The 17691-nt window shown below is 37.1% G+C and carries 18 protein-coding genes and 1 pseudogene; 14 read left to right on the forward strand and 5 right to left on the reverse strand.

Annotated features, from left to right (window positions below):
- Positions 1 to 167: 167 nt before the first annotated feature.
- On the reverse strand, positions 168 to 2153 hold the full coding sequence (locus EZ456_RS18830) for a heavy metal translocating P-type ATPase (protein ID WP_131532811.1): 1986 nt from the start codon (positions 2151 to 2153) through the stop codon (positions 168 to 170).
- A 357-nt stretch (positions 2154 to 2510) separates the two neighbouring features.
- Between EZ456_RS18830 and EZ456_RS18835 the strand changes: the two genes are divergently transcribed.
- From EZ456_RS18835 to EZ456_RS18845, 3 genes are all read left to right on the forward strand, one after another.
- On the forward strand, positions 2511 to 4544 hold the full coding sequence (locus tag EZ456_RS18835) for a M13 family metallopeptidase (protein WP_131532813.1): 2034 nt from the start codon (positions 2511 to 2513) through the stop codon (positions 4542 to 4544).
- A 383-nt stretch (positions 4545 to 4927) separates the two neighbouring features.
- Positions 4928 to 5743, forward strand: a complete 816-nt coding sequence (locus tag EZ456_RS18840; RefSeq protein WP_131532815.1) for a DUF2625 domain-containing protein — start codon at positions 4928 to 4930, stop codon at positions 5741 to 5743.
- Positions 5744 to 5766: 23 nt separating this feature from the next.
- A complete protein-coding gene (locus EZ456_RS18845; RefSeq protein ID WP_131532817.1) occupies positions 5767 to 6243 on the forward strand; it encodes a DinB family protein in 477 nt (158 codons plus the stop codon).
- An 11-nt stretch (positions 6244 to 6254) separates the two neighbouring features.
- On the opposite strand, the gene EZ456_RS18850 is transcribed toward EZ456_RS18845, so the two are convergent.
- Complete coding sequence (locus EZ456_RS18850) at positions 6255 to 6593, reverse strand: MmcQ/YjbR family DNA-binding protein (protein ID WP_131532819.1); 339 nt, start codon at positions 6591 to 6593, stop codon at positions 6255 to 6257.
- Between the two features lie 273 nt (positions 6594 to 6866).
- On the opposite strand from EZ456_RS18850, the gene mnmD reads away from it, so the two are divergent.
- The 6 genes from mnmD (at position 6867) to EZ456_RS18885 (ending at position 11859) form a co-directional block, all read left to right on the forward strand.
- Positions 6867 to 7556 (forward strand): tRNA (5-methylaminomethyl-2-thiouridine)(34)-methyltransferase MnmD, encoded by a 690-nt coding sequence (gene mnmD, locus EZ456_RS18855; RefSeq protein WP_131532821.1) that lies wholly within the window; start codon positions 6867 to 6869, stop codon positions 7554 to 7556.
- A gap of 402 nt (positions 7557 to 7958) precedes the next feature.
- Positions 7959 to 9068, forward strand: coding sequence for an AI-2E family transporter (locus EZ456_RS18865; protein WP_131532823.1), 1110 nt, complete (start codon positions 7959 to 7961; stop codon positions 9066 to 9068).
- A 1-nt stretch (position 9069) separates the two neighbouring features.
- Complete coding sequence (locus EZ456_RS18870) at positions 9070 to 9366, forward strand: hypothetical protein (protein WP_131532825.1); 297 nt, start codon at positions 9070 to 9072, stop codon at positions 9364 to 9366.
- Positions 9367 to 9382: 16 nt separating this feature from the next.
- Positions 9383 to 9832 (forward strand): DoxX family protein, encoded by a 450-nt coding sequence (locus EZ456_RS18875; RefSeq protein WP_131532827.1) that lies wholly within the window; start codon positions 9383 to 9385, stop codon positions 9830 to 9832.
- Positions 9833 to 9852: 20 nt separating this feature from the next.
- Positions 9853 to 10659: a nucleoside triphosphate pyrophosphohydrolase gene (mazG, locus tag EZ456_RS18880; RefSeq protein ID WP_131532829.1), complete on the forward strand. Its 807-nt coding sequence runs from the start codon at positions 9853 to 9855 to the stop codon at positions 10657 to 10659.
- 75 nt (positions 10660 to 10734) lie between these two features.
- The gene (locus EZ456_RS18885; RefSeq protein ID WP_131532831.1) at positions 10735 to 11859 is read left to right on the forward strand and encodes an ATP-binding protein; all 1125 of its coding nucleotides are present in this window, start codon (positions 10735 to 10737) and stop codon (positions 11857 to 11859) included.
- Here EZ456_RS18885 and EZ456_RS18890 read toward each other — a convergent pair.
- The gene (locus tag EZ456_RS18890) at positions 11854 to 12237 is read right to left on the reverse strand and encodes a YchJ family protein (RefSeq protein WP_225876573.1); all 384 of its coding nucleotides are present in this window, start codon (positions 12235 to 12237) and stop codon (positions 11854 to 11856) included. The genes EZ456_RS18885 and EZ456_RS18890 overlap by 6 nt on opposite strands.
- A 74-nt stretch (positions 12238 to 12311) precedes the next feature.
- On the opposite strand from EZ456_RS18890, the gene EZ456_RS18895 reads away from it, so the two are divergent.
- The 3 genes from EZ456_RS18895 to EZ456_RS18905 are packed head-to-tail and all read left to right on the forward strand — an operon-like array spanning position 12312 to position 14008.
- Positions 12312 to 13112 (forward strand): tRNA pseudouridine synthase A, encoded by an 801-nt coding sequence (locus tag EZ456_RS18895; RefSeq protein WP_131532833.1) that lies wholly within the window; start codon positions 12312 to 12314, stop codon positions 13110 to 13112.
- 36 nt (positions 13113 to 13148) lie between these two features.
- Positions 13149 to 13595: a hypothetical protein gene (locus EZ456_RS18900; RefSeq protein ID WP_131532835.1), complete on the forward strand. Its 447-nt coding sequence runs from the start codon at positions 13149 to 13151 to the stop codon at positions 13593 to 13595.
- An 11-nt stretch (positions 13596 to 13606) separates the two neighbouring features.
- Complete coding sequence (locus EZ456_RS18905) at positions 13607 to 14008, forward strand: hypothetical protein (protein WP_131532837.1); 402 nt, start codon at positions 13607 to 13609, stop codon at positions 14006 to 14008.
- Positions 14009 to 14061: 53 nt separating this feature from the next.
- Here the strand turns inward: EZ456_RS18905 and EZ456_RS18910 are convergent, their stop codons facing one another.
- Positions 14062 to 15282, reverse strand: coding sequence for an ABC transporter permease (locus EZ456_RS18910; protein ID WP_131532839.1), 1221 nt, complete (start codon positions 15280 to 15282; stop codon positions 14062 to 14064).
- Positions 15283 to 15462: 180 nt separating this feature from the next.
- Here EZ456_RS18910 and EZ456_RS18915 point away from each other — a divergent pair, with 180 nt between their 5' ends.
- The gene (locus tag EZ456_RS18915) at positions 15463 to 16731 is read left to right on the forward strand and encodes an exo-beta-N-acetylmuramidase NamZ family protein (protein WP_131532841.1); all 1269 of its coding nucleotides are present in this window, start codon (positions 15463 to 15465) and stop codon (positions 16729 to 16731) included.
- 178 nt (positions 16732 to 16909) lie between these two features.
- On the forward strand, positions 16910 to 17116 hold the full coding sequence (locus tag EZ456_RS18920; RefSeq protein ID WP_131532843.1) for a hypothetical protein: 207 nt from the start codon (positions 16910 to 16912) through the stop codon (positions 17114 to 17116).
- A gap of 331 nt (positions 17117 to 17447) precedes the next feature.
- Here the strand turns inward: EZ456_RS18920 and EZ456_RS18925 are convergent.
- A pseudogene (locus EZ456_RS18925) lies at positions 17448 to 17691 on the reverse strand (hypothetical protein); the annotation flags it as partial.

A 17691-nucleotide genomic window follows, 5' to 3' on the forward strand; every position in this document is an offset into this window, starting at 1 on the left:
AGTAATCTGCCTTTCTATTTATCAACATATCATACTTACCATTAAGAAGTTTTCAGTTGGCAATTGGCAGTTATCATTGAACTAATAAAGAAGGAAATCAATGTTTTAATCTAAAGTCGCTACACCAAGGTCAGTTAACCGATTACCCAATTTAAACCATTAACCAATTAAGGAAACTTCATTTTCTGTATCCTCACTGCATTCAAAATAGCCAAAAGCGCAACACCAACATCAGCAAAAACGGCTTCCCACATGGTGGCAATACCACCTGCCCCTAAAATCAAAACCAGCGCTTTTACAGCGAATGCCAATGAGATATTCTGAATCACCACATTTTTGGTTGCCTTACCTATTTTAACTGCAGTTACAATTTTAGAAGGTTGATCGGTTTGAATAACTACATCTGCTGTTTCAATAGCAGCATCGCTACCCATTGCACCCATGGCAATACCAATATCGCTGATGGCTAATACAGGGGTATCATTAATTCCATCACCAACAAAAGCTACCACCTTACTTTTGTCTCTTTTAATTTCTTCTAGCTTGGCTACTTTATCTTCAGGCAATAAATCACCAAAGTAAGTATCGATGCCTAAACCTGTTGCTACTTTTTTAACAATTGAGGTTTTATCACCGCTCAACATCACTACTTGTTTTATTCCGTTTTCGTGAAGCTGTTTGATGGCTTCGGCAGCATCTTCTTTTATTTCATCGGCAATGAGAACATAGCCAGTATATTTTTGGTCAACAGCAACCACAACAATGCTTTCTTCGATATCCTTTATTGCAGCATCAAAATCAATATTAAATTTCTCCAACAGTTTAATATTGCCAGCTAAAACCTCTCTACCATTAACCAATCCCTTTAAACCCATTCCGGCTATTTCCACAATGTTTTCGGCCGGATGAATTTCTTTTTGGCCTGCATATTCTACAATAGCCTTAGCAATTGGATGGGTTGACTTGGCTTCAATAGCGGTTAATAAGTTCAGAAATTCTGCTTCATCGATATTACTTTCTACTTTTTGAACGTTAAAAACACCTTTTGTCAAGGTTCCCGTTTTGTCCATTACAACAGTATTCAGTTTAGTAATTAAATCGAGGAAATTAGAACCCTTAAAAAGAATACCATTTGCAGATGCTGCGCCAATTCCACCGAAATAACCCAAGGGGATAGAAATTACCAACGCACAAGGGCAAGATATAACCAGGAAAACCAGCGAACGATATAACCAGGTTTGGAAGTGATATTCGCTCCCTAAAACCAAAATTGGAATAGTAACCAATGCAAGCGCTAAAAAGAAAACAATTGGTGTATATATTTTCGCAAACTTGCGGATAAAAAGTTCAGTTTTAGCTTTACGCGTAGTGGCATTCTGAACCATTTCCAAAATTCGCGACAATGCACTATCGGCAAAAGCTTTGGTCACTTTTACTTCAATTACTTTATCCAGATTAAGCATCCCCGCTAAAATCGATTCGCCTTTATTAATCGTACGCGGTTTGCTTTCGCCTGTTAAAGCGGCGGTATTAAAACTGCTTTTATCACTAATCAGTTCTCCATCCAAAGGGATTTTCTCACCAGCCTTTACTTGTATGGTTTCGCCAATTTCTACCTTTTCGGGATTAAGATCTTCGTATTTTCCATTGCGGAATACGTGCGCTGTATCTGCACGAACATCGAGTAATGCTTTAATATTCCTTTTGGCACGGTTTACCGCAGCCATTTGAAACAGCTCGCCAATAGTATAAAAAAGCATCACCGTTACCCCCTCCGGATATTCACCAATGGCAAAAGCACCAATAGTAGCGATAGACATTAAAGAGAATTCGGTAAAGAAATCTTTTGCCTTAAAAGTTTCCCAAACCTCGCGTAAAACCGGAATACCCACAGGCAAATAAGCCACGATATACCAATAAGGCCGGATGATCTGAAATGCGGGAACCGTAAAAAGATTGTCAAATGCAATTCCGATCAACAGCATAACCAATGTTATTATTGCTGGCAAATAAGTTTTAAATACCGATGGATCTCCACCATGGTCGTGGTCGTGTTCATCGCCTTCTCCATGAGCGTGATCATGATTATGTTTTGGTGCTGAATGTACTTTACTGCTGCAACAGCTATCTTCTTTATCGTGGGAGTGGCTCATTATTATATTATTATAACATCATTTATCAATTGATTAAACCTCATATATTTCTTAAAACCTGTGAGGTTTAGATAACCATTTTCAAATTTATGGAAAATATAATGCTTTATCCCGAATCATTCTTGATAGCAATAATTTTTACAACAACACAATAAATAGTGTTAAAAAATGTTAATAGTGTATAAAAGATTTAAAATCATGAAATCTATTAAAATTTCTTTTTCAGCGTCCGAACTTATCAGACGGCTTGGTTTAGCAAAAATTTACTACTGGTTTAACAAGTAATATTCTTAATATATAGCACCAGTATTAATTAGTATTTCATAAATTTCGCACAATTACTAACTTATTAAGCGAATGAAATACCAAAATTTGAAAAGATGTTTTGCGGCGCTAGGTATAGTCGCTGCTGGCTTTTCTGCAAATGCACAAACCAAAAAATTTATCGACCCTGCTAACATGGATCTTTCCGTTAAGCCGGGTGATGATTTCTATACCTACGCAAGTGGTACTTGGGTAAAAAACAATCCAGTTCCTGCTAAAGAAACACGTTGGGGTTCGTTTAACGAACTTCGCGATTTCAACATCAATGCAGTAAAGTCTTTAGTTGAAGATGCAGCTGCCGATAAATCTGCTCCTGTAGGTTCGGTTAAGCGTAGGGTTGGCGATTTTTATACGGCTGCCATGGATAGTGCAACCATAGAAAAGCTAGGCTATACACCAATAAAAACCGATTTAGAAAAAATTAAACAGGTTAAAAACATTCAGGGCGTGCTAGACCAGGTTGCTTATATGCGAACCAATGGTTTAGGCGGTGGAATGTTTGGCCTGGGTGTTGGCCAAGACCGTAAGAATGTAAACAAATACATGGTGAATATTGGTCAGGGCGGCACAACACTTCCCGATCGTGATTATTATCTGAAAGATGATACCCGCAGTGTTAAAATCCGTGAGGCTTATAACACTTATATGGTTACTTTATTTACCTTAACTGGAAGTACTCCGGATGAAGCTAAACAAAAAGCAGCAACAGTTTATAAAATTGAAAAAGCTTTTGCCGAAGCGCAGATGAGCCGTTTAGAAATGCGTGACCCTTACGCCACCTACAACAAACTTACTGTTGCAGAACTGAACAAAAAAACTCCAGATATTAACTGGACAACTTACTTACCGAAATTCAAAATTAAAAATCAGGATACCGTATTGGTATCGTCGCCTAAATTTATGGCGAGCTTGGATGGAATGTTAAAATCGGTTCCAGTTACCGATTGGCAAACTTATTTAGAGTGGAACATTTTAAAAGGTTCTGCTTCTAGTTTAAGTTCTCCATTTGTTAAGGCAAGTTTCGCTTTCACACAAGCACAAACTGGTCAGAAAGTACAAACACCACGTTGGCAACGGATGTCATCTTTAACAGATGGCACGATTGGCGAATTATTGGGTCAGCTTTATGTAGCCAAGTATTTTAAGCCAGAAGCTAAAGAACGCATGAACCAGATGATTGTGAACTTGCGGAAAGCATTCGAAATCAGAATTAATGGTTTAGAGTGGATGAGCCCTGAAACCAAACAAAAAGCATTAGCTAAATTACATGCATTTACGCCAAAAGTGGGTTATCCTGAAAAATGGAAAAACTATGATGGTTTAGTGGTTAATAAAGATACTTATTTCCAAAACTTACGTAATGCAAGTGTTTGGGGTTATAACGAAATGGTTGATCAGTTAGGTAAGCCTGTCGATCGTGAACGTTTTGGCATGACACCTCCAACGGTTAATGCTTATTATAGCCCCACTTTAAACGAAATTGTTTTCCCTGCCGGTATTTTACAGTTTCCTTTCTTCGACCCAAATGCTGATGATGCCGTTAATTACGGTGGTATCGGTGCAGTAATTGGTCACGAAATGAGCCATGGTTTTGATGATAGCGGAAGCCAGTACGATGCTGCCGGTAACTTAAAAAACTGGTGGACAGCCGAAGACAAAGCAAAATTTGATGCTAAAACAAAAGCTTTAGGCGAGCAGTTTGATGGCTATACCGTATTAGATACTGTTCATGTAATCGGTAAATTAACTATGGGCGAAAACATTGGCGATTTAGGCGGCTTAAATGCTGCTTATACCGCTTTTAAAATGACCAAACAAGGCCAAAGCAACGAGAAAATTGATGGTTTTACACCAGATCAGCGTTTCTTCCTGGCTTGGGCGCAGGTATGGAGAGGTAATATTTTACCAGAAAGTGCTGCTCAGTTAATTAAAACCGATCCCCATTCTCCAGGCCCGTACCGTACGATTGGTGCACCTGTAAATATGGATGCCTGGTACAATGCTTTTGATGTTAAACCTGGCGATAAATTATATAAAAAACCAGAAGACAGAATTAGAATGTGGTAGGTTGAGGTAGAAGGTTGAAAGGTGGAGGGTGTAAGGCTTTTCCACTTAATAGTTAAAATCAATTATTTATCATCCCTATATTACAAGCGCCTCGATTTATTCGGGGCGCTTTATTTTATAAGTGTGCTGTCAGATGTTGCCGTTTGACACTGGCTCAAATTATCAATTCAATTCGGCGAATTAATCAATTCTTTATAGATATTAAACAAATCAGTCAGATGGTAACATCCGACTGCACGATTATTCACGCGCCTTGGTTCGTGTCTTCACAAATCAATAATTAAACTAAGCTTAATAGTTCTCCCAAATCAAAAATTAATCAATCTCCCTTCAACAATTCTTAATTATCATTATATCTTTGGAAAAACATAAGCCCCTTTTTCATGAGAAGCGCATTCAAAACAATCTTCATCTTAAGTTTAACTTTATTCTCTTCAATAACCTTTGCTCAAGATAATAAGTTAATCAGTCTTGAAGCATTGGTAAATAAAACCGATCCGGCCTGGCCGTTGGTGAAAAAATGGATCGACTCTGCAAAAAATAAGGTGGAGATCCTGCCTGTTGATTCTGTAAAAGCAAAGGAAGTTTTATATCACTCGCAAATGACTACCTATGCTACCCTGGGATCGGTAATTTACAATACCGGGGGCATTATGGTTGATAATGGCTGGATTAGAATTTTAGGTTCTGGCAGCGAAAGATTGAGCCGAAATGTTGCCGAATGGAACAAAGGAAAAACCATAAAAGAGTATGGCGATAATATTCCTTACCTTTTAATTGCCGATGATGCGGTTGGCGGTTTCTTCGCCATTAATTACGGAGGTTTGGGCAAAGACATTAAAAATGTGTATTACCTGGAGCCTAACAGCCTAACCTGGCAACCACTTGGTGCTGGCTATGGCGAGTTTCTTGTTTTTTGTTTCGATAGTGATCTTTCTAAATTTTATAAAGGTTTACGTTGGAGCAGCTGGAACCAGTTTATTGCAAATCTAGATGGCACCAAAACCTATAGCTTTCGCCCTTATTTATGGGAAGAGGGAACCGACATCGATAAGTGCACCCGGAAACTTGTAGGGATTGAAGAAATGTACCGTTTTAATATTATGAAATCGAAAGAACTGAATGCTGATAAGGGTATAAAAAAAGACGAATCCCAAAAGGACGAAACGAAAAAAGAGGAAACCAAAAACGAGCAATAAGTCATCGAGTATAAAATAATTAAATGCCTAATACACCCGCTATCATTGCCCAGATTAAAAACACCAGGGCTTTTGTTTTAGAATTGGTAAAAGATCTAAGTACCGAACAGTTAAATAAAATTCCCTCAGGATTTAACAATAACATCATCTGGAATATTGCCCATTTAACCGCTGCGCAGCAAAATCTGTGTTATGTAAGATCGGGCTTAAGGGTAACCATTAGTGAAGAACACTTTTCGCCATTTTTAAGCGGAACAAAACCAGTTAAATTTATCGAAAAAGAAGAAATTGATTCGATTTTCGAGGTACTGTTAAATAGTATGGAGCGTTTGGCAGCAGATTATACCAGTGGGATTTTCGTAGAATTCGATCCTTGGGACAAACGTTACGGCATGAAGTTAAACACGATAGAAGATGCAATAAATTTTATTCCCTTTCACGAAGGGATGCACATTGGCTACATTATGGCATTGAAGAAATTGGTGTTAACCTATCTTTAGTTCTAAAAAATTTAAGCGTACTTTGCCTGTGTTTTCTTAGGTAATTTAGCTAAAACCATCGCTCTCGAATCGGCAACTCTGCTTTTCAACTCTTTATCGTTCAAAACATCTAGGTTTTCGATCTGGATCCATTGCCTTTTCGCCATATGGTAGGCCTGCGCAATGCCATCTCGGGCAGTGAGCTCTTCAAATTCATCGGGATCACATTTAATCGAAAAACGATTACCCTCATCAATAGCAATGATGACATAAATTTTTTCCTCTATCATAAAACATAAATGTTCCCATTTCATCCCTTCTGTGGTGCCGGGCAAACTCAAACAATATTCTCTGAAAGATTCGATATCCATTTTTAGGGTTTAGGGTAAGATCAAAGCTAATAACAAAAGATTAAAGCTGAAAGGCCAAAGAGAAAAGTCAGAGGTCGGGAGTCTGAAGTCCGAAGATTAAAGCGAATTAACTTTTCTCTCCTATCCCTGGCTAATTTATCTTGAAATTCAAAAATCATTTTGATGCTATGTCTATATTTGCACCACGATCTTAAAATCCAAAAATCATATTAATCCTATATCTATATTTGTGCCTTGATTTTGAAATCCAAGCATCCCTTAAAATCCTAGCTCATGAATATTATAACGCCTACTGCTGATGGTTCGAATACACTCTATAATGAAACTATAGGCGAACATTACCACAGTAAACATGGCGCATTACAGGAAAGCAAACACGTATTTATTGATGCAGGATTAAAATTTGCCTCCACTAATTTAACTGAGATTTCCATTTTGGAAGTTGGTTTCGGCACCGGCTTGAACTTTATTTTAAGTTTCGAATATTGTGCGGCAAACAGCCTTAACCTTAATTATACCAGCATTGAGGCCTTTCCGCTTACTACAGATCTAATTGAGCAAACAGGTTATGCAGCATATGTGCCAGAGACAATCTGGGGCGATTTTATTTCAAATTATCCTGAGGCATTAAAAACACCTCAAAAATTAACTTCGCTTTGCACATTAGAAATTCCGCATACCACCTTAGCCGAATATCAGAGCGAACAAAAATTTGATCTGATTTATTATGATGCTTTTTCTGTGCAACACCAGCCCGAAATGTGGAGTGATGAAATAATTGCTCATGCCTGCAGTTTCTTAAAGCCCGGTGGAACTTTTGTAACCTATGCCATTACCGGAAAATTGAAAAGAGCCGTTAAAGCCTGTGGATTTACCATTGAAAAATTACCTGGTGCCCCCGGAAAAAGAGAAATGCTGAGAGCGACCAAGGCGGAGGTAGGAGGTTTAGGGCTTAGCATGTAAGGGTTAGGCAATCTGTAAAAAAACGTTAATAGTTGCACCTCCAGAAGTACCTAAACCTGGGTGCAGCGGCAGCCTCCGTTTTTTCTACGGAGCTACAGCGTAACACAGGATTAACGATAAAAGAAACTATTGATTGCTTTCCAAAAACCTTCCTCATCATTTGACATAATTTCGATCTCGCCAAAAAACCGCTGGCTCCAAGAATCACAGCGCCAATTGCAAGTGTTACCCATTTAAGCCAGTTAAACTCCTTCGCTGAGGCAGCAAATCTAAAATTAACCGCTGAAGACCTTTCTCTTTTAGCTAAAGCAACTATCTATTAAAAAATAATCTCTTATATTTAAATGCCCGATTAATGAAACAATTAATCGGGCATTTTGTATTAAACAGAATTTAAAATATATGAAAGACAAATTATCGTTTCTACCAAAGCTTGCGCTGGTTCTTTTCTGTTTAATTAGTTTAACCTACATCGCCATTTTAGGACAATCGCTGTTAGCTCCTTTACTTTTCTCGTTTTTGATGGCGATTTTATTATTGCCTATAGGTACCTTTTTAGAACGGAGATTAAAGTTTAAACGAAGCTTATCTACCATTGTTTCGGTAATCCTGATGATCGCGGTTATTGGAGGCATTATCTATTTCTTTGGCAATCAACTAAGCGATTTATGGGCAGATTGGCCTTTGCTTAAAGAGAAAGCCAATGTTTCGTACCATGAACTTCAAAAATGGATTTCACACACTTTTGGCGTAAATTCTCAGAAACAACTCGATTATTTAAATGATAGCACAGAGAAAGCTTTGGCTACTAGCGCTGCAATTGTAGCTACCACCTTGGCCACCCTATCTTCTACCCTGTTGTTTTTAAGTTTCACACTACTTTTCACGTTCTTTATTTTAAACTACCGCAGGGTTTTATTTACATTTTTAACCTCGGTTTTTAGAGAAGAGCACAAAGAAAAAGTTTCCGAAATTGTCAGTCAGATTCAGTACATCATTAAAAAATACATCATCGGTTTATTTCTACAGATGCTTATTGTTACGGTATTAATGATTACCGTGCTGAGTTTGTTAGGTGTTAAATATGCCGTTCTGTTAGGTCTGGTGGCTGGTATTTTTAATGTGGTTCCTTATTTGGGGATATTCTTTGCCCTCTTAGTAAGCTGCCTGATTACCTTTGCAACAGCAGGTGCAGGTAAAGTACTGCTGGTTTTGATCGCTTTTGTTGGCGTTCATGCCATAGATGGAAACGTACTAATGCCACTGGTGGTGGGTTCGAAAGTAAAAATAAATGCATTATTTGCCTTTATTGGTATTATAGTTGGCGAGATGATTTGGGGAATTTCGGGTATGTTCTTATGCATCCCTTATCTGGCCATGTTAAAAATAATCTTCGATAGAGTGGATAACTTAAAACCCTGGGGCATTTTAATGGGTGAAGAACATAAGCCCGATAAAAAGAAGCGTGTTTACCGGATTACAAAAAGGATTAAATTAGAAGAAAAAGATTAATATGGCCGAAAATAGATCGCCCCATATTTTAAGCACTTCTGCCAATCTCTTGGGCATCTGCTTTATTGTACTTACTTCTTTAAAAAAACTTGCACTTACGGATGGTTCCTTAATTGATGAATTTGCCGTAGCTGCCGTAATGTTTTTTATGACCAGCTGTATCTTATCTTTTATCTCGATGAGACGACAAAAAACAGCTAGCCAGCGGCTAGAAAAAGTTGCCGACTTCGTATTTTTATCTGGCTTATTGGTATTGTTTGTTGCAACCATTTTAATTGCCTTTAATTTAATAAAATAGATTAAATATACCGTTCATGAAACCCTTATTCGTACTCATCATCGTTTATGTTGCGCTATTGGCTTTTGGTGGCCATACTACTTTTGATAAAGGAAATATTTTTGCAGGCAATATTGCGATGGGTGTGATGTTACTTTTTACTGCTATCGGGCATTTCAAGTTTAAAACCAGTATGGCTGCTATGATCCCGCTATTTATTCCTAAAAAAGTAGAAATTGTAATTTTAACAGGGGTTCTGGAAATCTTATTTGCGATTGGCTTGGCAATAGCAAGCACCAGATATTTAACCGGAATAGCATTGATTATTTTCTACATTGCCATTTTACCCGCAAATATTTATGCAGCCAAACACCGCATTAATTACGAAAATCTGTATAAACCAGGGCCAGGGCCAAAATATTTATGGTTCAGAATACCTTTTCAGCTTTTCTTAATCGCTTGGGTTTGGTACTTTAGCGTTCGATAAATATAGTTCAATCATAAAACATGCCTAACAATCCAATTCCGGCCATTGCCAATAATCCAGCTGATGCCTTTACACGTTTACTCACCGTTTTAGATACGCTGCGTACTCAATGCCCATGGGATAAAAAACAGACCATGGAAACACTGCGCCATTTAACTATAGAGGAAACTTACGAATTGAGCGATGCCATTTTAGAGGGCGATTTAGACGAAATTAAAAAGGAACTTGGTGATGTGATGATGCACTTGGTTTTTTATTCAAGAATTGCTTCCGAAACCGGTGATTTTAATATCACCGATGTTTTAAACGGAGTTTGCGATAAACTGGTAAACCGACATCCACATATTTATGGCGATGTTGAAGTGCAGAACGAAGAAGATGTAAAACGCAATTGGGAACGGATAAAACTAAAAGAAGGCAACAAATCGGTTTTGGCTGGTGTTCCATCTTCACTACCAGCGCTGGTTAAGGCTGCCCGCATTCAGGAAAAAGCCCGTGGCGTAGGTTTCGATTGGGAAGATAAAAACCAGGTTTGGGAAAAAGTAGAAGAAGAACTGCAGGAATTTAAAACGGAATTTAATGTTGCTGATAATACGGCCATTGATATCGAAAAGGCTGAATCAGAATTTGGCGATGTACTTTTCTCTTTGATCAATTATGCACGTTTCATTAACATCAATCCTGAAAATGCATTAGAAAAAACCAATAAAAAATTTATCAAACGTTTTCAGTACCTCGAAACTAAAGCAAAAGAAAACGGAAAAGCCTTAGCTGACATGACTCTTGCGGAGATGGATATATATTGGAACGAAGCAAAGAAAATATAGCCAAAAGGAGTAAAATCGCAAATTTAATATAAATTTTGCGATTGTAATCGCAAAATTTATATTAAATTTGCGATTATGATTTACAGAGCAATATCAAATTCGATTGAAAAACACCTAAAAGATGAAAAAGCAATCATCCTTTTAGGCCCAAGGCAAGTTGGAAAAAGTACGCTCTTACAACAATTGTCTTCAAAGTTTGCCAAACCAATTATGTGGTGGAACGGTGATGATGCAGACGTTAGAACCATACTTAACAATACTACCTCTACATCGTTACGTGCCCTTCTCGGAAAATCAAAAACATTGGTAATTGATGAGGCACAAAGAATTGATAACATCGGCATATCTATAAAATTAATTATCGACCAACTTAAAGATGTAAAAGTAATTGCTACCGGTTCTTCAGCTTTTGAGTTGGCCAATCATATTAACGAACCCCTTACCGGTAGAAAATGGGAATACAACTTGTTTCCTTTTTCATTCGGAGAAATGGTAGAGGAACATGGCCTGCTTACCGAAAAAAGATTGTTACACCACCGTTTGGTTTATGGATACTATCCGGAAATTGTAAACAATCCGGGAGGAGAAGAAATACGGTTAAAACAATTATCAGATAGTTATCTCTACAAGGATGTTTTAACCTGGGAAAAAATCCAAAAGCCAGATAAGATGGAAAAATTAATCCAAGCTTTAGCTTTTCAGGTTGGCAATGAAGTATCGTACAACGAACTGGGCCAATTATCGGGTTTGGACAATCAAACAACAGAAAAATATATCGATTTGCTCGAAAAGGCATTCATTGTTTTCAGATTGGGCTCCTTAAGCAGAAACTTAAGAAATGAATTAAAGAAAAGCCGAAAAATCTACTTTTACGACAATGGGATCAGAAATGCTGTAATTAATCAATTTAGTCCGGCAGTATTAAGACAGGATATTGGTGCTCTTTGGGAAAATTTCGTCATTAGTGAGCGTGTTAAGTTTCTTGCCTATAAACAAATTAACTGTAACCAATACTTTTGGCGCACACATGCACAACAGGAAATAGATTATATTGAAGAAAGAAACGGATTAATGAATGCTTACGAATTTAAATGGAATCCAAAATCCAATGTAAAATTCCCAAAAACATTCTTAGGTGCTTACGAAAATGTGGAAACCAAAGTAATTACGCCAGATAATATAACCGAATTTCTGCTATAGATAAAATTCACCATCAACATAATACCATTGCCCATCTTCTAACCTGAAATTAGATTTTTCATGCAATATTTCTGTTTGGAACTTCTTATTAAGGTAATAGGCCTTAAACTCGACGACATCAAAATCTAAAAAAAAAATTTCGAGTTTTAGCCATTTTGTATTTTTCGCACTATTTAAATACGCACTTTTCGAATGCTCTTTTCTTTTACTGATATGTGTGGTTTCGTAAAGATAAGCAGCATCAGCTACTACAAAAGCAGAATATCTGGAACGCATTAAAGCCTCTGCAGTTGGTGCCACTTTCACTTTTAAATGATAGGGCTGGCAACAATGGCTAAATGCAGTTCCACTTCCGCAAGGACAGTTTATTAAATCCATGATTAAAATTTACCGTACAAAAGTATGATTTAATATTGCTGCTGCTAAAATTTCCGTAAAATTGCAGCTGAAAAATGAGGTATTTCTTTCACATTGCATATCAAGGCCAATACTTTAGTGGGTGGCAAAAACAACCTGGGGTAAAAAGCGTTCAGGAAGTTATTGAACAAACGCTATCGAAGATTTTAAAATCGCCGATTGCTATTAATGGCTGTGGGCGAACAGATGCGCATGTACATGCCAGTCAGTTTTTTTTTCATGCCGATATTGAAAAAGATATTGATTTCGACCTGCTTTACATCCTGAATAAAGCCTTACCTTATAATATCGCGGTATTCGACATTATTAAAATGGAGGGAAAACCGCATGCCCGCTTTGATGCTGTACAACGGAAATATGATTATTTTATCCATACCTATAAAGATCCTTTTTTAAGCACCCAAAGTTCCTTTTATCAATTAAACAATCTAGATTTTGATAAAATGAAAGCCGTTGTAAAGTTATTACCCCAATACAAAGATTATAGGGCTTTTTGTACGCATCCTGATAAATACGAACATACCATTTGCAATGTAATGGAGGCCGATTTATTTGTAAATCCAAAGGGCGACAGGCTGAGGTTTCATATTGCCAGCAACCGCTTTTTGGGTAAAATGATCCGCATTATTATGGGTAAAATTTTAATGGTTGGCAAAGGAGAACTTAGTTTTGATGAATTTGAAAGCGAACTGATTACCCTACAATCCTCAAAACTATCATTGCCCGCTCACCCTACAGGCTTATACCTTTCGAAAGTTACCTATCCGTATTTAAACCTCGAACCACGAACTGAATTTATCAATAGTGCACAAGGTATAAACTGGATTTCAATTTAAGTGTAGCGTTTTGATTTTGAACTCCGTTTAAGGGGTATGAAAGTTCAAATCTGTATCTTCCTATTTGCCCTGATTTTATCTTTAGGCTGTAAAAAATCTACAAACTTAGATGTTTTATTAGATGGCAATTATACAGGTGTGTTGGTAATTACCAATAGTATTAGGTCTGTGCCGGTAACCCGTCCAATTTCAATCTTATTGCAGGATGGGAAGTTTAGCATTACTCCAAGCGCTGATATTAACCTAAAACCTTCTGGAGGCAAGGGAAACTATACATTCAGGAATGGGATCGGATATTTTACCGATGAGGTCGTTTGGACGGCAGATTTTGATTGGAATATGATTTTAAATGGCGAATACGATATCAGAAGTAGTGGTATAGATTTAACCCTTAGAAAAAGGTTTAATACAAAAATAGCGCTTTCTCCGGCGACCTCTTATGCTACTATAGATTATGAATATATTTTAAAGAGAAGTAATTAATCCTCATATAAATGAAAAATTTAATGTTCTTCTTTATCGTACTATCTATGTTTGCTGCCGGATGCAAAAAGACACCTGAAACAAAAACGACGAATTACGAATTTGAAATCAACACTTCAAAATCAATTGGCGCATCTACACTGGTATTAAAAACGATTAACGATAGCCGCTGCCCAATAAATGCTGATTGCATTGGCGCTGGAGGTGCAAAAGCATATTTCAAATTAACAGCCAATAAGATTGATCAGGAAATTATCTTATGCAAAGGAGATTGTAGCACATTAGAAAGTGTAGCAAACATTAAAATTAACGGCATAGATTATTCACTTAAATTAATTGACATCACACCATATCCTCAACTCCAGAAAAGTAACATTACACAAACTGTAAAAGTTGAGTTGACAAGAGCTTAAGTTTAGGTTTGCTTGGGCATCGGGAAATGATCTGTCCGGTGTCCCAAGTTTTTTTATTTAAATCTAATTGCCTTAAGCGGAGAAACCTTGCTGATCAATAGCGAAGGGATAATCAAAACCGTTAAACATACCACTACCGTTACGATATTAAGCAGCAGCACATCGATAAAATGAAATTCTATGGGTGCATAAGCTAAAAAGTAAGAGGCCTGGTTAAGTTTAAAAATGTGGGTGGCCTGCTGTAAAAAACCAAGCCCTAAGCCCAGAATATTCCCAAGTAATAAGCCAATACCAATTAAATAAGCTGCGTTGTAAAGGAAAATCTTCATAATACTCCAGTTACTGGCCCCAAAAGATTTTAGCATCCCAATCATATTCGTTTTTTCTAAAATCATAATCAACAATGCAGTAATCATGTTAATTACACCTACAATGAGCATCAGGATTAAAAGTACCTTGGTATTTACATCAAGAAGGCCTAACCAGGTAAAAATATTAGGAAAATTTTCTTCAATAGAATACGAGCGCAGGTTACGCGGAAGTTTTTCGTAAATATTATTGGCAATAGGCTTAAGCCTGTTAAAATCATTAATTCTGATTTCTATACCTCCAATTTCATTAACTTTCCAATTGTTTAAGCGCTTAATAATATTCAGGTTGCCCAGCACAAAACCCTTATCAATATCTTCTACACCAATATCGTAAACGCCTACAATCTTAAATTTACGCGGTCGCAACTGGTTTTGAACAAAATACATGATAAAATCATCTCCGGTTTTAAGTTTTAAACGATTAGCCGTATAATTCGAAATGAGCAGTTCCTGCATGGCAGCCGTACTGTCAGAAAAATCGATGATAGTTCCGCTAATAATATGCTGCTTAATGTAATCCCATTTATAGTTTTTGTCTATCCCTTTAAAATTAATGCCTTCAATTTCATTATTGGCCGAAAGGATGGCAGGTTTTGTAGCAAAAGGATAATAATATTCAATGTCGGGATTGTTTTTGAGCATTTTTTTGGTTTCTCCATCAAGTACAAAGGGAGAATGCTCAAAAGAATTATTCAAATCGTAACGGGTAATCTGCACATCGCCCAAATACCCCCTTACTTTATCCTGAATTTCAGTTTTAAAGCCCTTAATAATGGCGATAGAAAGAATCATAACAGCCAAACTCAACATCACGCCTGCTATTGCAATACGGACGATAAGTTTTGAAAAAGTACGCTCAGATTTAATGGCTATCCGCCCTGCGATGAAATATTCGAAATTCAATTTAATCAATTTGTAAGTAACAAAAATGCTCAATTCCTTTTTAAAAATGACATTTTCGAAAATAAATAACCAACTTTAAACATCAATCATTAAGTTGTAACAAGAAAATACCAATAGCATAAATGAAATATATTGTAAATTGTTTTGTTATAATACCGGAAGATTAGAATAATACTCAAAATGAAAAATTATATCAGCTTTGCTTTAACCAGTTTAATTGCATTATCGGCCTGCGGACAACCCAAACCACTTGAACAGGAAGTTCTTGGAAAGAAAAGTCCTGAAAACAGAAAACTGATGATCAGGACTGTTAAACTGCCATCTACAATTAAAACCGGTTCAGAGCAGACCGAAAAATACCTCCCACTTTTAAAAGGAAAACGTGTTGGTATGGTGGTTAACCCCACATCGATTATCGGTACGCAAACTTCGGTTGATAGCCTGTTGAAACGAGGTGTTAAAATCAAGAAGATATTTGGTCCTGAACATGGTTTTAGAGGCAATGCCAGTGCTGGCGTTACCGTTAACGATGATGTTGATGCCAAAACAGGTATAAAAGCCATTTCACTTTATGGCAAACACAGCACACCTACAACTGAAGATTTAGCTGATATCGACATCATGGTATTTGATATTCAAGATGTTGGTGTTCGTTTTTACACCTATATTAATACATTACAGCACGTTATGGAGGCCTGCGCAGCGAACAATAAAACGTTGCTGATTTTAGATCGCCCCAATCCAAATGGTTATTTAATTGACGGGCCGATTTTGGATCCTAAATTTAAATCAGGAATTGGTGTACAGCCGATTCCTATTGCCCATGGCTTAACCGTTGGCGAATATGCACAGATGTTAAATGGCGAAGGCTGGTTGAAAGATAAGGTGAAATGTAAGATTACCATTATCAAAAATGCCAATTACAATCATGATATGGAGTATACTTTACCCGTTAAACCCTCTCCTAACCTGAATACGCAGCAATCTATTTTACTTTACCCATCTACTTGCTTATTTGAAGGCACTTATTTAAACCATGGCCGTGGAACAATGTTTCCTTTTACCGTTGTTGGCGCACCTTATCTTAAGGGGAAATTTGATTTCAGTTTTACGCCAAAAAGCATAAAAGGAATGTCTGAAACTCCATTATTTCAAGATCAGGTTTGTTATGGCTTAGATTTAAGAACTTACGATACTTCAAAACTGGTAAAATCGAAACAGGTAAACATTAGCTGGTTAATCGAACTGTACAAAGCATCACCTAGAAAAGAAGATTTCTTTAATTCCAAATTAAGTAAAGAAATGGGTACTATCGAAAGATTAGTTGGTGTGGCAGATTTCAGGCAACAGGTAATCGACGGCAAAAGTGAAGCAGAAATTAGAGCAAGCTGGGAGCCGGGCCTAAATGCGTACAAAACCATGCGTAAGAAATATTTGCTTTATAATTAAGGAGCGAATGACTGAATGAGAGAAGGATTGATGGATTGAATGACAGAAGGATACAATGATTGAATTGCCTTTGCGATTATTTTCAAACTTAACAGATACACATTTGTTATTAATTTATAATTGATTGGCCCTGCCCTATTCAATCATTCACTAATTCTAACATTCAATCATTACAATTATGAGCGGTCCAAAAATCAAAAGCGATAAACCCGGAAGCAATTATCAGGAAGAAGTACCTAAAGGCAGAGAACCTGTTGACCATAAAACGGTGAGGCATGAAAATGACAGTACACCCAATAAAGCACCAAAAACGAATAACCCTGCCAAGCAACGCGAGCTTGAGGAGCAGCCTGTTCATCCAATAAAAAAGGCGCCTAAAGAATAATTATAGCAATATCGTTATTGCAACTGGAATATAGCTTATTTACTGTAGTCATCACAACTGCCTGCCCGTTGCAGGCGGGGAGAGATCTACAATAGATTTCTCGACTGCGTTTCACTCCGCTACCATTGACGCTATTTCGCAATTACTTATTAATGAGCTATTTATTTTGCTCGCGTATTTCCGCCCAGCTAAGCCAAAGCACATCATCCTCGTTCTACTTAAATCCGGCCTAACAAATTTTTCGGGCTCCACTGACTAAGCCATCTCACTAGCTTTGAAAGAAAAATTTTCAGCCGGTGTTTTTTGTTTCTTTTACTATATAACAAAAAGATCAAGCCACCTGTAACTTTAATGCATTGAGTGCTTTTTCCAGTGCTGCAATCCGTACTTTTTTCTGCTTTTGTAGATGTTCTTCATTGTTTAATGGATTGAATGACTGCTTCTCAGTAACCATTTTATAATAGATGCATGCTAGTTTTCGTGCTGTGGCTACTATGGCATATTTATAGCCGCCTTTACTTTTCATTTTTCTAAAAAAATGTCCTAGTAAATGGTTGCTATTCTGAACTCCACCA

It is taken from the genome of Pedobacter psychrodurus, from assembly GCF_004331735.1.
Classification (GTDB): domain Bacteria; phylum Bacteroidota; class Bacteroidia; order Sphingobacteriales; family Sphingobacteriaceae; genus Pedobacter; species Pedobacter psychrodurus.

Excerpts from the sequence above, each read along its gene's own strand:
- EZ456_RS18905 (WP_131532837.1), top strand. The coding sequence starts at position 13,607 with ATGAAAAATTTAATGTTCTTCTTTATCGTACTATCTATGTTTGCTGCC.
- EZ456_RS18865 (WP_131532823.1), top strand. The coding sequence starts at position 7,959 with ATGAAAGACAAATTATCGTTTCTACCAAAGCTTGCGCTGGTTCTTTTC.
- EZ456_RS18870 (WP_131532825.1), top strand. The coding sequence starts at position 9,070 with ATGGCCGAAAATAGATCGCCCCATATTTTAAGCACTTCTGCCAATCTC.
- mnmD (WP_131532821.1), top strand. The coding sequence starts at position 6,867 with ATGAATATTATAACGCCTACTGCTGATGGTTCGAATACACTCTATAAT.
- EZ456_RS18900 (WP_131532835.1), top strand. The coding sequence starts at position 13,149 with ATGAAAGTTCAAATCTGTATCTTCCTATTTGCCCTGATTTTATCTTTA.
- EZ456_RS18840 (WP_131532815.1), top strand. The coding sequence starts at position 4,928 with ATGAGAAGCGCATTCAAAACAATCTTCATCTTAAGTTTAACTTTATTC.
- EZ456_RS18915 (WP_131532841.1), top strand. The coding sequence starts at position 15,463 with ATGAAAAATTATATCAGCTTTGCTTTAACCAGTTTAATTGCATTATCG.
- mazG (WP_131532829.1), top strand. The coding sequence starts at position 9,853 with ATGCCTAACAATCCAATTCCGGCCATTGCCAATAATCCAGCTGATGCC.
- EZ456_RS18875 (WP_131532827.1), top strand. The coding sequence starts at position 9,383 with ATGAAACCCTTATTCGTACTCATCATCGTTTATGTTGCGCTATTGGCT.
- EZ456_RS18895 (WP_131532833.1), top strand. The coding sequence starts at position 12,312 with ATGAGGTATTTCTTTCACATTGCATATCAAGGCCAATACTTTAGTGGG.
- EZ456_RS18845 (WP_131532817.1), top strand. The coding sequence starts at position 5,767 with ATGCCTAATACACCCGCTATCATTGCCCAGATTAAAAACACCAGGGCT.
- EZ456_RS18835 (WP_131532813.1), top strand. The coding sequence starts at position 2,511 with ATGAAATACCAAAATTTGAAAAGATGTTTTGCGGCGCTAGGTATAGTC.
- EZ456_RS18890 (WP_225876573.1), bottom strand. The coding sequence starts at position 12,237 with ATGGATTTAATAAACTGTCCTTGCGGAAGTGGAACTGCATTTAGCCAT.
- EZ456_RS18830 (WP_131532811.1), bottom strand. The coding sequence starts at position 2,153 with ATGAGCCACTCCCACGATAAAGAAGATAGCTGTTGCAGCAGTAAAGTA.
- EZ456_RS18885 (WP_131532831.1), top strand. The coding sequence starts at position 10,735 with ATGATTTACAGAGCAATATCAAATTCGATTGAAAAACACCTAAAAGAT.
- EZ456_RS18920 (WP_131532843.1), top strand. The coding sequence starts at position 16,910 with ATGAGCGGTCCAAAAATCAAAAGCGATAAACCCGGAAGCAATTATCAG.
- EZ456_RS18850 (WP_131532819.1), bottom strand. The coding sequence starts at position 6,593 with ATGGATATCGAATCTTTCAGAGAATATTGTTTGAGTTTGCCCGGCACC.